This is a genomic window from Xenorhabdus budapestensis, assembly GCF_002632465.1.
In the GTDB taxonomy this organism is placed as follows: domain Bacteria; phylum Pseudomonadota; class Gammaproteobacteria; order Enterobacterales; family Enterobacteriaceae; genus Xenorhabdus; species Xenorhabdus budapestensis.
In genome coordinates this window covers 384,581-398,493 of record NZ_NIBS01000001.1, presented here as the reverse complement: position 1 = coordinate 398,493, position 13,913 = coordinate 384,581, and the positions used below count along the sequence as shown (strand labels likewise).

Here is a 13,913-nt window from a genome sequence, read left to right as displayed (position 1 = left end):
ATATAAGTCCAGAGGTTTAATTTATTCCCTGGGCTTATATTTTTTTACTCTCCCCCTCCCTTGATAACCCCAATAAATATTACCCATCATAATTAATATGAAATCAGAAATGCTTTAATAAAAGATAAAATCAAATTAAATAATAACTAAATAAAATATTTAATCCTAAAAAGTACAAACTGTGAGCAAGATTAAAAATTATTCACCTCAAAATCACACTTAAACAAAATTGTCTATTTTTAGTGCGAAGTGGCTCGCGAAATGAAAACATATGGTTTAAAAAAAGTAACATTATGAATTATTTTTTTACAACATATACACAAAATAATTCAGAAAATCATTTCTAAAAAAACCGCTTCTATAAAAAACAGAAGCACCAATATGTGCAAGCAAACCCAATTTTGCGCAATGCAGTTTTAGAAAACCCGTTGTACAAAACAACCTGTACTAAACAAATTGCGCAAAACAACCAGATGAAGGAGCTGTATATGCGTAAATTGATGTTAACCATGATGTTGCTTAGCGCAGTAGGGGCTGCCCATGCTGAGGAATTGACTGGAACACTAAAAAAAATCAAAGACAGCGGTGTTGTTGTTGTCGGGCACAGAGAATCTTCTGTTCCATTTGCTTATTATGATGGTAAACAGAATGTTGTCGGTTACGCCCAGGACCATTCCAATTTAATCGTGGAAGCGATTAAGAAAAAAATTAATGCGCCCAACCTACAAGTTAAGCTGATCCCTGTCACTTCTCAAAATCGTATTCCATTGCTGCAAAATGGTACTTTTGATTTTGAGTGTGGTTCAACCACTAATACCCCTGAGCGCCAAAAACAAGCTGCGTTCTCCAATACCATCTTTATCGTCAACACACGCTTGCTGACTAATAAGGATTCAGGGATCAAAGGATTTGACGATCTGACTGGAAAAAATGTCGTTGTAAGCGCAGGTACAACTTCTGAAATGTTGCTGAATAAACTCAATGACGAAAAGAAAATGAAAATGCGCATTATCAGTGCAAAAGATCATGGCGATTCATTCCGCACGCTGGAATCAGGCCGCGCTGTTGCCTTCATGGTCGATGACGCACTACTGGCAGGCGAACGTGCAAAAGCGAAAAAACCTGATCAGTGGGTTATCGTCGGTGAACCACAATCCAAAGAAGCTTACGGTTGTCTGATGCGCAAGGGTGATCCTCAATTCAAAAAGTTGCTGAATGACACTGTTGCAGAAATACAAACTTCTGGCCGGGCAGAAAAAATGTTTGATCGCTGGTTTAAAGAGCCAATTCCACCTAAAAATTTGAATCTGAACTTTACTCTGCCAGATGAGATGAAAGTTTTGTTTAAATCACCAAATGATAAATCGCTAAATTAATAAACCGAAGATCCCGATTTTATTGGCACGACGGGTATGAGGTAGTCGTTCCCTACCTCATTTTTTTATGCTTCAGGGAGCATGTATATGTCAGTTGATTGGAACTGGGGCATCTTTCTGCAAGAAGCCCCTTTTGGTAATACCACCTATCTTGGGTGGATCATTTCTGGGTTGCAGGTGACAATTGCTCTTTCTATCTGCGCCTGGACTATTGCATTTATTGTCGGTTCGTTTTTCGGCATTCTTCGTACTGTTCCGAATAAGTATCTGGCAGGATTAGGAACCTGTTACGTTGAACTGTTTCGTAACATTCCTCTTATCGTCCAGTTTTTTGTATGGTATTTGGTTGTACCAGAATTCCTGCCTAAAGACCTGAGTAATTGGTTCAAAATGGATTTGGATCCCAATATCCAATTTTTCCTTTCTTCGTTAATCTGTCTGGGGCTATTCACTGCGGCCCGTGTATGCGAGCAGGTTCGTGCAGCCATTCAATCGCTACCACGAGGACAAAAAGCCGCAGGGCTGGCAATGGGTCTGACCCTGCCACAAACCTACCGTTATGTCCTGCTACCTAATGCCTATCGTGTCATTACACCGCCAATGACCTCAGAAATGCTTAACCTGGTGAAAAATTCCGCAATTGCATCAACTATCGGTTTGGTAGACATGGCCGCCCAGGCCGGAAAATTACTGGACTATTCTGCGCATGCGTATGAAACATTTACAGCAATCACATTGGCATATGTTGGTATCAATCTCGTGATCATGCTTGCAATGAGTATGCTTGAGAAAAAAGTACGGTTGCCGGGCAATATGGGAGGACGATAGAAATGTATCAATTTGACTGGAGTTCCATTATTCCCAGCCTGCCCCTGTTGTTGGACGGGTTAATCATCACTGCTGAAATTACCATAATCGCCATTATCATTGGTATTGCCTGGGGAACTACTCTGGCAGTTATGCGACTTTCTTCCATTAAAGTATTGAGCTGGTTTGCCACTTTATATGTCAACCTGTTCCGCTCTGTACCTCTGGTAATGGTATTGTTATGGTTTTATTTAATTGTGCCTAGCTTAGTCCAAAATGTTCTAGGCATATCACCAAAAACTGATATCCGTTTAATCTCTGCAATGGTAGCGTTCTCGCTCTTTGAAGCAGCCTATTATTCCGAAATTATTCGGGCAGGTATTCAGAGTATTTCTCGTGGTCAGTCATCTGCGTCACTAGCATTGGGAATGACTCATATGCAAAGCATGCGTCTGGTCATTCTGCCACAAGCATTCCGTGCGATGATCCCATTACTGTTAACGCAAGGCATTGTATTATTTCAGGATACCTCTCTGGTATACGTATTGAGTCTGGCAGATTTTTTCCGTACAGCAGCCAATATCGGTGAGCGTGACGGCACACAGATTGAAATGGTTCTATTTGCCGGTTTTGTTTATTTTGTGATTAGTTTTTCCGCTTCCATGTTGGTTAACTATTTGAAGAAAAGGACTATTTGATGATCTCCCTGAAAAATGTATCCAAGTGGTATGGCCAATTTCAGGTTCTGAATGACTGCTCAACTGAAGTCACAAAAGGCGAAGTAGTGGTAGTCTGTGGGCCTTCTGGTTCCGGTAAATCCACGCTGATAAAAACAGTTAATGGCCTTGAAGCTGTCCAGCAAGGTGAAATTTGGGTAAACGGAACGAAACTAAATGATAAAGGCACAAATCTGGCTCAACTACGTTCCAAAGTTGGCATGGTGTTTCAACATTTTGAACTGTTTCCCCATCTGTCGATCATTGACAATCTGACACTGGCTCAAGTCAAAGTCTTAAAGCGTGATAAACAAACTGCGACTGAAAAAGGCTTAAAACTATTAGAGCGTGTTGGATTGGCAAATCACGCCAATAAATTTCCTGCCCAACTTTCCGGTGGGCAACAACAGCGGGTCGCCATTGCCCGTGCGCTTTGCATGGATCCCATCGCCATGTTGTTTGACGAACCAACTTCCGCCCTTGATCCAGAAATGATCAATGAAGTCCTGGATGTTATGGTTGAGCTGGCTAACGAAGGGATGACCATGATGGTTGTCACCCATGAAATGGGATTTGCCAAAAAAGTTGCCCATCGCGTTATATTTATGGATGAAGGCACTATTGTCGAAGACAGCAAGAAAGAAGAGTTCTTCGTCAACCCTAAATCAGAACGTGCCCGCGATTTTCTGGCGAAGATCCTGCACTAATTTACCGCTGTCGGCGGATAACACTTTACCGCCGACTTTAAACCTCGACTAAATTCAGTAATTTTCCGTGTTCTTCCTATAACAAGTGTTGTTGCCCCAATTCCTATCCGCTATGCTATGTCATCCTAAATTTCATAAACAAACACGCTCGCTAAAAGCGTAGCTTTATTACTCACCATAGGATTATCGGTGCCATGCAAGAACAATATCGTCCAGAAGACATAGAGCAACAAGTCCAGCTTCATTGGCAAGAGAAGCAAACTTTTAAAGTGACCGAAGACAGCAGCAAAGAAAAATACTATTGCCTGTCTATGCTACCTTATCCTTCTGGCCGACTACATATGGGCCATGTTCGTAATTACACTATTGGTGATGTGATCTCCCGTTACCAGCGTATGCTTGGCAAAAATGTACTACAACCTATCGGTTGGGATGCATTCGGCCTGCCAGCAGAAGGCGCTGCGGTCAAAAACAAAACTGCTCCGGCTCCGTGGACTTACTCCAACATTGAATACATGAAAGGCCAGCTAAAAATGCTGGGATTCAGTTATGATTGGGATCGTGAAGTCACAACCTGTACACCAGAATACTATCGCTGGGAACAGTGGTTCTTTACTAAGTTGTATGAAAAAGGACTGGTTTACAAAAAAACCTCTGCTGTTAACTGGTGTCCACATGACCTGACAGTTCTGGCAAATGAACAAGTTATTGATGGCTGTTGCTGGCGTTGTGACAGCCAGGTAGAACGCAAAGAAATCCCACAGTGGTTTATTAAAATCACCGATTATGCGGAAGAACTGCTAAATGATCTGGATAAACTAGAAGACTGGCCTGAACAGGTTAAGGTCATGCAACGTAACTGGATCGGTCGCTCTGAAGGTGTCGAAATCACCTTTGATGTCGCTGATAGCCAAGAAAAACTGACCGTTTATACTACCCGCCCAGATACCTTTATGGGAGCGACCTATGTTGCTGTAGCCGCAGGTCATCCTCTGGCAAAACAAGCTGTGGAAAATAATCCTGAGCTGGCTGAATTCATCAGTGAATGCCGTAATACCAAAGTTGCCGAAGCAGACATGGCAACTATGGAGAAAAAAGGCATGTCAACCGGCATGTTCGTTATCCACCCATTAACCAATGAACGAATCGCTATCTGGGTTGCTAACTTCGTACTGATGGAATACGGCACAGGTGCTGTTATGGCAGTTCCAGCCCATGACCAACGTGACTGGGAGTTTGCCACTAAATACAACCTGCCTATGAGAGCGGTTATTCTGGATAACGATGGTAACGTACCAACGGTTCAGGAAGCTGCCGTCACCGATAAAAATGCTCTGGTTAATTCCGGTGAGTTCAGTGGCCTGAGCCACGAAGAGGGCTTCAATGCCATCGCAGATAAACTGGTTGAGATGGGAGTTGGCAAACGCAAAGTTAACTATCGTCTGCGTGACTGGGGCGTTTCCCGTCAGCGTTACTGGGGAGCACCAATTCCAATGGCAACATTGGAAGATAGTACTGTTGTACCTGTTCCTGAAGATCAACTGCCAGTGATCCTGCCGGAAAATGTTGTGATGGATGGCATTACCAGCCCAATCAAAGCTAATCCTGAGTGGGCAAAAACCACTATCAACGGTCAATCGGCTCTGCGTGAAACCGATACCTTCGACACCTTTATGGAATCATCATGGTATTACGCACGCTATACCTGCCCGGATTATGACAAAGGTATGCTTGATCCTGCTGCCGCTAACTATTGGCTGCCAGTGGATCAATATATCGGCGGTATTGAACACGCTATCATGCACCTGATGTATTTCCGTTTCTTCCACAAATTGATGCGAGACGCAGGCTTAGTTAACTCTGATGAACCGGCAAAACGTTTGTTGTGTCAAGGCATGGTTCTGGCTGATGCTTTCTATTACATCGGCAGCAACGGTGAAAAAGCTTGGGTGTCACCGGCCGATGCAATTGTTGAACATGATGAAAAAGGCCGCATCATAAAAGCAACGGATCAGGCTGGTCATGAGTTGATCTATACTGGCATGAGTAAAATGTCAAAATCCAAAAATAACGGTATCGATCCACAACTTATGGTTGATAAATATGGCGCAGATACCGTTCGCTTGTTTATGATGTTCGCTGCACCACCAGAGCTAACTTTGGAATGGCAGGAATCTGGTGTGGAAGGGGCTAACCGTTTCCTGAAACGTGTATGGCGTCTGGTCCATGAGCACGTTAATAAAAACGCAGACAAAGGCGAACTTCAACTGTTAGATATTGCTAACTTGACAGCAGAGCAGAAAGATTTGCGTCGTGATCTACACAAAACGATTGCTAAAGTTACTGATGATATCGGTCGTCGCCAGGCATTCAATACCGCAGTTGCCGCTATCATGGAACTGATGAACAAAATGACTCGCGCACCACAGGAAACAGAGCAGGATCGTGCTCTGATGCAAGAAGCGCTGACAGCAATTGTGCGTATGCTTTCACCTATCACTCCACATGCCTGTTTCGTTATGTGGAAAGCGCTCGGTAATGAAAGTGACATTGATGTTGCTGAATGGCCGCAGGCTGATGAACAGGCGATGATTGATGATACTAAACTGGTCATCATCCAGATTAACGGTAAAGTCCGTGGCCGCGTTACTGTACCGGCAGATGCCACAAAAGAGTACGTTCAGGAAATGGCAACCCAAGAATACAGCGTAACGAAATATCTTGAAGGCGTTAGTATTCGTAAGGTCATCTATGTTCCGGGCAAATTGCTAAATCTGGTCGTTAGCTGATATTAACTGATAATGGGAGGCCATTCTTGTGATAAAAAGTGTGGCAGTAAATCTGATAGGAAAAAATATGCGGCATCGTATTTTCACGTTGTTGCTGGGGTTAGCGGTGCTGGTCACCGCTGGCTGCGGTTTTCACCTTCGTGGCACAACACAAGTACCAAAAGAACTTCAAACGTTACAGTTGAGTTCAAGTGATCCATACGGGCCACTGGCACGGGCAGTACGCCAGCAACTACGTCTGAATGACGTCAAAATTGTTGAACAGGCCAGTGCCTCTGTTCCGATCCTGAAACTGTTAAGTTCAAGTGAAAACAAAGAAACTGTTTCAGTATTTCAGGATGGTAAAGCAGCAGAACGCCAGCTAGTACTCAATGTTGATGCACAAGTTCTAATGCCAAATGGCAATATCTACCCATTGCGGGCAAAGGTTGATCGCGCTTTCTTCGATAACCCGTTGGAAGCTCTGGCAAAAGATGCAGAAAATGAACTGGTTCAGCAAGAAATGCGTGAACAAGCTGCCCACCAGCTTATACGCCAACTGCTGACGGTTCAGAGTACAGAACAGTTAAAATCTGCTAAAAAACAGCAAGCAGCAACTGCACAAAAACAATGATCAGACTCTATCCTGAACAACTTCTTTCGCAGCTCAATGAAGGGCTGCGAAGCAGCTACCTGTTATGGGGCAACGAACCGTTGCTGCTACAGGAAAGTCAGGACAACATTCGTAGAGTGGCTGAACAGCACGGCTTTATAGAGCATTTCTCGTTCTCGTTGGATAATCACACTGAGTGGGATGAAATCTTCAGCCTCTGTCAGTCACTCAGCCTTTTTGCCAGCCGTCAGTCAATTACTTTGTTATTACCTGAGAATGGCCCCAATACGGCAATGGCCGAACGTCTAACCAAACTTTCCGAACTATTACATGAAGATATTCTGCTGATACTACGTGGACACAAATTGACCAAAGCGCAAGAAAACAGCACATGGTTCAAAGTAATTGGAAAAAATGGTGTCTATGTCAGTTGCCTCAATCCGGAACAAAATCGTCTTCCCCAATGGGTGGCACAACGCGCTAAAAGTATGGGATTGTCATTGGAAGATGAAGCGAACCAATTATTGTGTTATTGCTACGAAGGCAACCTACTGGCACTGTCTCAAGCGTTAGAACGCCTTTCATTACTCTACCCCGATAATCGGCTAACTCTTCATCGAGTCGAAGACGCAGTCAATGATGCAGCACATTTTGCTCCTTATCATTGGGTTGATGCTCTGCTGGCAGGCAAGCTTACGCGGGCATGGCATATCCTGAAACAGTTGCGACAAGAAGATACCGAAGCAATTATTTTACTCCGCACGATACAGCGGGAACTTATGCTACTGTTGACACTTAAGCGCCAGGAAAAAACGACACCTTTGAAAACACTGTTTGATCAACATAAAGTGTGGCAAAACCGCCGGACACTTCTGACAATGGCATTACAGCGGCTGTCACTGAAAGATTTACACTCGGCTATACGTTTATTAACCCAGATGGAACTGCGTATCAAACAGGATTATGGCCAATCGATTTGGGCTGACCTGGAAACACTTTCTATGCTGTTACTATACGGAAACACCCTCGGAAAAACGCACGGAAAAATATTACCAGAGAGCTTTTTGAATGCTTCGTACCACTAATTCATCCTTAAATTCACCGATTATCCATGCTTTATTTGGTGGCACGTTTGATCCCATCCATTATGGTCATTTGCGCCCGGTAGAAGCACTAGCAAAACAAGTAGGTCTTAAACAGGTTATTTTGTTACCTAATCATGTTCCGCCGCATCGTCCTCAACCCGAAGCTTCTCCTCAACAACGGTTGGCAATGGTGCATCTGGCGGTACAAGACAACCCGCTTTTCACGGTTGATACCCGGGAGTTGCAACGTCAGACACCTTCTTACACCATCGAAACATTGAAATCACTCCGCGAGGAAGTTGGGGAACAATGTCCGCTGGCATTCATCATAGGGCAAGACTCTCTGCAATCTATCCATACATGGCATTGCTGGGCAGAGTTATTGGATATCTGTCATCTACTGGTCTGCTCCCGTCCGGGATATGCAAGACAACTGGCAACCCCGGAAATGCAGAAGTGGCTTGAGCAACACCAAATTGATACTCCGGCCTCATTAAGCCAGAAATCACATGGCTATATTTATCTGGCTAAAACTCCATTATTAGACATTTCAGCAACGGATATTCGTCAGCGTCATCAACAAGGATTAAGCTGTGATGATTTACTGCCTCCATCAATACAAAATTATATTGATTCACAGAATTTATATAGCTGATAGTCAAATCATTATGTGATTTCCCCGTTGAGCCGCTTACGTTTATAGAGACGGGCATGCTATTATTCTACGTTACACAACTAATTTGATGAAATTAAGGTGATCCTTTTGCAAGGCACAGAACTACAACAATTTATTATTGATAAACTTGAAGATTCCAAAGCACAGGATATTGTTTCTATAGATGTTCGTGGAAAATCCAGCATTACAGACTGCATGGTTATCTGCACTGGTACATCAAGTCGCCATCTGATGTCAGTCGCAGACAACCTTGTTGATGTCTGCCGTAAAGCAGGCATCATGCCTCTGGGTGTCGAAGGGCAAGGCATTTCAGATTGGATCGTTGTTGACCTCGGCGAAGTGATGGTACATGTCATGCAGGAAGACAGCCGTCGCATGTATGAACTGGAAAAACTCTGGAGCTGAGTTTGAAGTTACAACTTGTCGCTGTAGGAACAAAAATGCCGGACTGGGTGCAGACCGGCTTTATTGATTACTTGCATCGTTTTCCAAAAGAAATGCCATTCGAATTAATTGAAATTCCGGCTGGAAAACGAGGCAAGAACGCCGACATCAAACGTATTCTGGAAAAAGAAGGCGAACAGATGCTGTCGGTTGTCGGTAAAGGCAATCGCATTGTCACACTGGATATCCCCGGATCTCGTTGGGATACTCCCCAGTTGGCACAACAGCTTGAACGCTGGAAACAGGACGGAAGAAATGTCAGTTTGCTGATTGGTGGCCCGGAAGGTTTAGCGCCTGCCTGTAAAGCCGCCGCAGAACAAAGCTGGTCTCTTTCTCCACTGACTCTTCCACATCCTCTGGTACGGGTTTTGGTTGCCGAAAGCTTGTACCGGGCATGGAGCATCACAACTAATCACCCTTATCATCGGGAATAAGTTAGGTAATCTATCACCGTGAATTCTGGTAATGGGATGAAAAATAAACGAACCCCTTTCCGCGATCATACGGCTGAATCAGCCCTTTTTATACGCCGCGCTCTCGTGGCGTTTGTTGGCATTATCCTTTTAACAGGGGTTCTGATTGCCAATCTCTATAATCTCCAGATCACCCGCCACGAAGATTATCAAACGCGCTCAAATGGGAACCGTATTAAACTTGTTCCCATTGCTCCAAGCCGGGGACTCATTTATGACCGTAACGGCACACTACTGGCAGCTAACCGTACAATTTACCAGTTGGAGATTGTGCCCCAAAAAGTTATTGACCTTGATAAAACCTTAAATGAGCTGCGTTCCATTATCGGGTTAACCGATGAAGATATCGAAAATTTCAAAAAAGAGCGGCTACACGCACGCCGTTTCACCTCAGTCCCCCTGAAAACATCACTGACTCAGGTGCAGGTTGCCCGATTCTCCGTCAACCAATACCGCTTCCTAGGGTTGGAAATCAAAGGATATCAACGCCGTTATTATCCTTATGGTTCTGCCCTCACCCATGTCATCGGTTATGTTTCCAAAATTAATGACAAAGACGTAGAGCGACTCGACGAAGAGGGGATTTTGCCAGATTACGCAGCAACTCATGATATCGGCAAACTAGGTATTGAACGCTATTACGAGTCGGTTCTGCATGGAAAACCCGGTTATGAAGAAGTTGAAGTTAATAACCGTGGCAAAGTTATTCGCCAGTTACATGAACAACCGCCACAAGCGGGTAAAGATATCTATCTGTCAATAGACTTAGAACTACAAACTTACATTGAAGAGATATTGACAACCAGTCGTGCAGCAGTTGTTGTCACAGATCCCCGTACCGGCGAAGTTCTGGCAATGGTATCCAACCCAAGCTATGACCCCAATCTGTTTGTTGATGGCATTTCCAGTAAAGATTATAAAGCTCTGCTCAACAATCCTAACCGCCCATTGATTAACCGTGCAACTCAAGGTGCTTACCCTCCGGCCTCAACAGTAAAACCTTTTATCGCTGTTGCAGCACTAAATAGTGGTGTCATCACAAAGAACACAACCATCAATGATCCGGGCCGATGGCAATTGCCTAACTCTAATATGAGTTATCGTGACTGGAAACGTTATGGGCATGGTCTTTTGAATGTGCATAAATCCATTGTTGAATCAGCAGATACCTTTTTCTATCAGGTAGCCTATGATATGGGTATCGATAGGATCTCCAAATGGATGACAAAATTTGGTTTTGGTCAATTGACTGGTATTGACTTGAAAGAAGAGGCGGCGGGTAACATGCCGACCCGGGAATGGAAACAAAATCGTTATAAAAAACCGTGGTTTCAAGGAGATACGATATCTGTTGGCATCGGTCAAGGGTACTGGACGGCCACACCTATGCAGATGGTAAAAGCCCTGATGATACTGATTAATGACGGCGAGGTGAAAACACCGCATTTTTTACTGGGGATGCGCGTAAACGGTGATATACATCCTTATCAGCCTCCTGTCAGTGAACCAATCGCAGATATTCATTCTGGGTATTGGGAGATTGCCAAAGATGGCATGTATGGTGTTGCCAATGCTCCCAATGGCACAGCACGCAGATTTTTTGCCGGAACTCCTTATAAAGCCGCAGTAAAAACCGGTACGGCGCAGGTGTTCAGATATGAAACCTATAATGCGAGTAAACTTGCGGAGCATCTACGGGATCATGGACTAATGATTGCTTTTGCTCCTTATGATAACCCGACCGTTGCGGTTTCCATTATTTTGGAGAATGGAGGAGCGGGGACACCTGTTGGCACTATCGTGCGTCAAATTCTGGATCATATTCTAATCAGGAATAATAAAAGTACTTCATCTACTGAGTCAGCTGATAAAAGTAGAAAACCGCCTACAGCAGAACCCGTTGGCGAAAAACGATCTACCCAAAAACCCGCTACCAGAACATAAGATAATTGAGTAATGCTATGACAGAATCGCAGAAAAAAGTTCCTTTCTGGACCAAAGTACATATAGATATTCCACTGCTACTATGTATTCTGGCACTGCTGGCCTATAGTCTTTTCATTATGTGGAGCGCCAGTGGACAAAACATTGATATGATGGAACGTAAAATCGGGCAGGTACTCATTGGTTTAGTGGTCATGGTTGCTCTGGCTCAAGTACCACCTCGCATATACGAAAGTTGGGCCCCTTATCTTTATATTGTCTGTGTCATGCTGCTCATCCTTGTTGATGTTTTCGGGCAAATAAGTAAGGGGGCCCAACGTTGGCTGGATTTAGGCATTGTACGCTTTCAGCCATCAGAAATTGCCAAAATCGCTGTCCCTTTGATGGTGGCACGCTTTATAAATCGTGACCTTTGTCCCCCTTCCCTGAAAAATACAGGGATTGCATTAGTACTGATATTCTTACCTACTCTGCTTGTCGCTGCACAACCTGATTTAGGTACTTCTATCCTGATAGCAGTTTCCGGGTTATTTATTCTGTTTCTGGCAGGAATGAACTGGCGGTTAATTGCTATTGCCGTTTTACTGATTGCCTGTTTCCTGCCGATTTTATGGTTCTTTTTAATGCATGATTACCAGCGAGCCAGAGTCATGATGTTGTTAGATCCAGAAAGTGACCCTTTGGGTAAAGGCTATCACATCATTCAATCAAAAATTGCTATTGGATCAGGTGGGTTATTTGGAAAAGGCTGGTTGCAAGGCACACAATCACAATTAGAGTTTTTGCCTGAACGTCATACCGACTTTATTTTTGCTGTCTTAGCGGAAGAAGTAGGATTGATCGGTGTCCTCGCCTTATTGGCACTTTACCTATTAATCATCATCCGCGGCCTGATTATTGCCACCAACGCACAAAATACCTTCGGCCGTGTCATGGCAGGGGGGCTAATATTAATATTGTTTGTCTATGTCTTCGTAAATATCGGCATGGTTAGCGGTATTTTGCCTGTAGTCGGTGTGCCTCTGCCTCTGATTAGCTACGGAGGTTCAGCATTAATTGTCTTAATGGCGGGATTCGGCATTATCATGTCGATACATACTCATCGCAAGTTATTATCCAAAAGTCTATGAGGAAGAATTTTCATGCGTCAACAATGGCTTATTCTTGGCATAGTCGCTGCACTAATTTCAGGCTGTACAACAAGCAATGAAAGAGGTGCTTCTTCTGTTCCGCCAATTCCAACCCGTGATGTATTGGGAGCAGAGCCTGTATATGAGCCTTACCACCCAAGTGCCAACCAGGATTACAGTAGGGGTGGAGAAAGCTATCATATCGTTCAGGATCCTGCCCAGTTTACTCAAACAGGCTATGCCAGCATATTTGGTGAAGAAGCGAATGGAAAATTGACAACAATAGGAGAACGAACTAGTCCTTATGCATTGACGGCTGCTCATCCGACACTTCCAATACCAGGTTATGTACGCATCACCAATTTAAGCAATGGACGCATGATAATCGTCAGAGTTAATGATCGCGGCCCCTACAATAAACCAGGCAAAGTGATTGAATTATCACGCGCTGTTGCCGAACGGCTGAATTTGATGCCGCAAAGTCGGGTGAAACTGGATGGCATTCAGGTTGCCCCTGATGGTTCACTTTCTGGTTTGGGAACAGCTGGTTCAACTATTGTCAAACAAAGCTATGCTTTACCTGACAGACCTGTCCTTAATTCTCCATCAACAGGGGCTGTCACAAACATGACACCGGATTCTCCTGAACAGAATAGCTCAAACCAGAATCTGTCTGGAAATACAGAAAATCAACCTGCTGTACCATCAGAGAAAACATCCCCTGAATCAGCCTCAGCCACTTCCTCTGGTTATATGGTACAAGTTGGTGCTGTCAGTTCTGAACAAAAAGCCAAAGAATGGCAGCAATCATTAAGTCAACGCTTTAATGTACCGGGACGTGTGACCCAGTTTAATCATGTTCACCGCGTTCAATTGGGGCCTTTCAGCAGCCGCCAGCAGGCAGCCCAAATGCAAAAGAAATTAACTGACCAAATGCACCAATCTTCCTTTATTGTTGCTCCTTGATTGCATTGTTCTCTGATTAGCCTGCGTCCTGCTGATACTTGTTATTCTGATTAGTATCAGCGGGGAGAAAAAACCAAGTAAAAAAGTGCAAATCTTCATCTCTTCCAACCAGGGCAAACGGGTCTAAATTGCTCAATGTGATTAGCGGAGTATATTCAGTACAGAGAAATAGGAATAATCGCCGTTTGTGATTTATCATTAGCAACCT

Annotated in this window: 13 protein-coding genes; all 13 read left to right on the top strand. The window is 44.0% G+C overall.

Annotated features, from left to right (window positions below):
• Positions 1-488: 488 nt before the first annotated feature.
• Positions 489-1,376, top strand: a complete 888-nt coding sequence (locus tag Xbud_RS01930) for a glutamate/aspartate ABC transporter substrate-binding protein (protein WP_099134610.1) — start codon at positions 489-491, stop codon at positions 1,374-1,376.
• 87 nt (positions 1,377-1,463) lie between these two features.
• The gene (locus Xbud_RS01925) at positions 1,464-2,204 is read left to right on the top strand and encodes an amino acid ABC transporter permease (RefSeq protein ID WP_099134472.1); all 741 of its coding nucleotides are present in this window, start codon (positions 1,464-1,466) and stop codon (positions 2,202-2,204) included.
• 2 nt (positions 2,205-2,206) lie between these two features.
• Positions 2,207-2,881, top strand: coding sequence for a glutamate/aspartate ABC transporter permease GltK (gene gltK / locus Xbud_RS01920; RefSeq protein WP_099134471.1), 675 nt, complete (start codon positions 2,207-2,209; stop codon positions 2,879-2,881).
• Complete coding sequence (locus Xbud_RS01915) at positions 2,881-3,606, top strand: amino acid ABC transporter ATP-binding protein (protein WP_099134470.1); 726 nt, start codon at positions 2,881-2,883, stop codon at positions 3,604-3,606. Before gltK ends, Xbud_RS01915 begins: the two co-directional genes overlap by 1 nt.
• 194 nt (positions 3,607-3,800) lie before the next feature.
• Positions 3,801-6,395, top strand: coding sequence for a leucine--tRNA ligase (gene leuS, locus Xbud_RS01910; protein WP_099134469.1), 2,595 nt, complete (start codon positions 3,801-3,803; stop codon positions 6,393-6,395).
• Positions 6,396-6,462: 67 nt separating this feature from the next.
• Positions 6,463-7,008 (top strand): LPS assembly lipoprotein LptE, encoded by a 546-nt coding sequence (lptE, locus tag Xbud_RS01905; protein ID WP_099134468.1) that lies wholly within the window; start codon positions 6,463-6,465, stop codon positions 7,006-7,008.
• Positions 7,005-8,072 carry a DNA polymerase III subunit delta gene (gene holA, locus Xbud_RS01900; protein ID WP_099134467.1) on the top strand — a complete coding sequence of 356 codons (1,068 nt, stop codon included), beginning with the start codon at positions 7,005-7,007 and terminating at the stop codon, positions 8,070-8,072. Before lptE ends, holA begins: the two co-directional genes overlap by 4 nt.
• Positions 8,056-8,727: a nicotinate-nucleotide adenylyltransferase gene (gene nadD, locus Xbud_RS01895; RefSeq protein WP_099134466.1), complete on the top strand. Its 672-nt coding sequence runs from the start codon at positions 8,056-8,058 to the stop codon at positions 8,725-8,727. The genes holA and nadD overlap by 17 nt, the downstream gene beginning before the upstream one ends.
• A 99-nt stretch (positions 8,728-8,826) precedes the next feature.
• On the top strand, positions 8,827-9,153 hold the full coding sequence (rsfS, locus tag Xbud_RS01890; protein ID WP_099134465.1) for a ribosome silencing factor: 327 nt from the start codon (positions 8,827-8,829) through the stop codon (positions 9,151-9,153).
• Between the two features lie 2 nt (positions 9,154-9,155).
• Positions 9,156-9,626, top strand: a complete 471-nt coding sequence (rlmH, locus tag Xbud_RS01885; protein ID WP_099134464.1) for a 23S rRNA (pseudouridine(1915)-N(3))-methyltransferase RlmH — start codon at positions 9,156-9,158, stop codon at positions 9,624-9,626.
• Positions 9,627-9,662: 36 nt separating this feature from the next.
• Positions 9,663-11,609 (top strand): peptidoglycan DD-transpeptidase MrdA, encoded by a 1,947-nt coding sequence (gene mrdA, locus Xbud_RS01880; protein ID WP_099134463.1) that lies wholly within the window; start codon positions 9,663-9,665, stop codon positions 11,607-11,609.
• Positions 11,610-11,626: 17 nt separating this feature from the next.
• A complete protein-coding gene (gene mrdB / locus Xbud_RS01875; RefSeq protein WP_099134462.1) occupies positions 11,627-12,739 on the top strand; it encodes a peptidoglycan glycosyltransferase MrdB in 1,113 nt (370 codons plus the stop codon).
• 12 nt (positions 12,740-12,751) lie between these two features.
• A complete protein-coding gene (rlpA, locus tag Xbud_RS01870) occupies positions 12,752-13,705 on the top strand; it encodes an endolytic peptidoglycan transglycosylase RlpA (RefSeq protein WP_099134461.1) in 954 nt (317 codons plus the stop codon).
• The last annotated feature ends 208 nt before the right edge of the window (positions 13,706-13,913 follow it).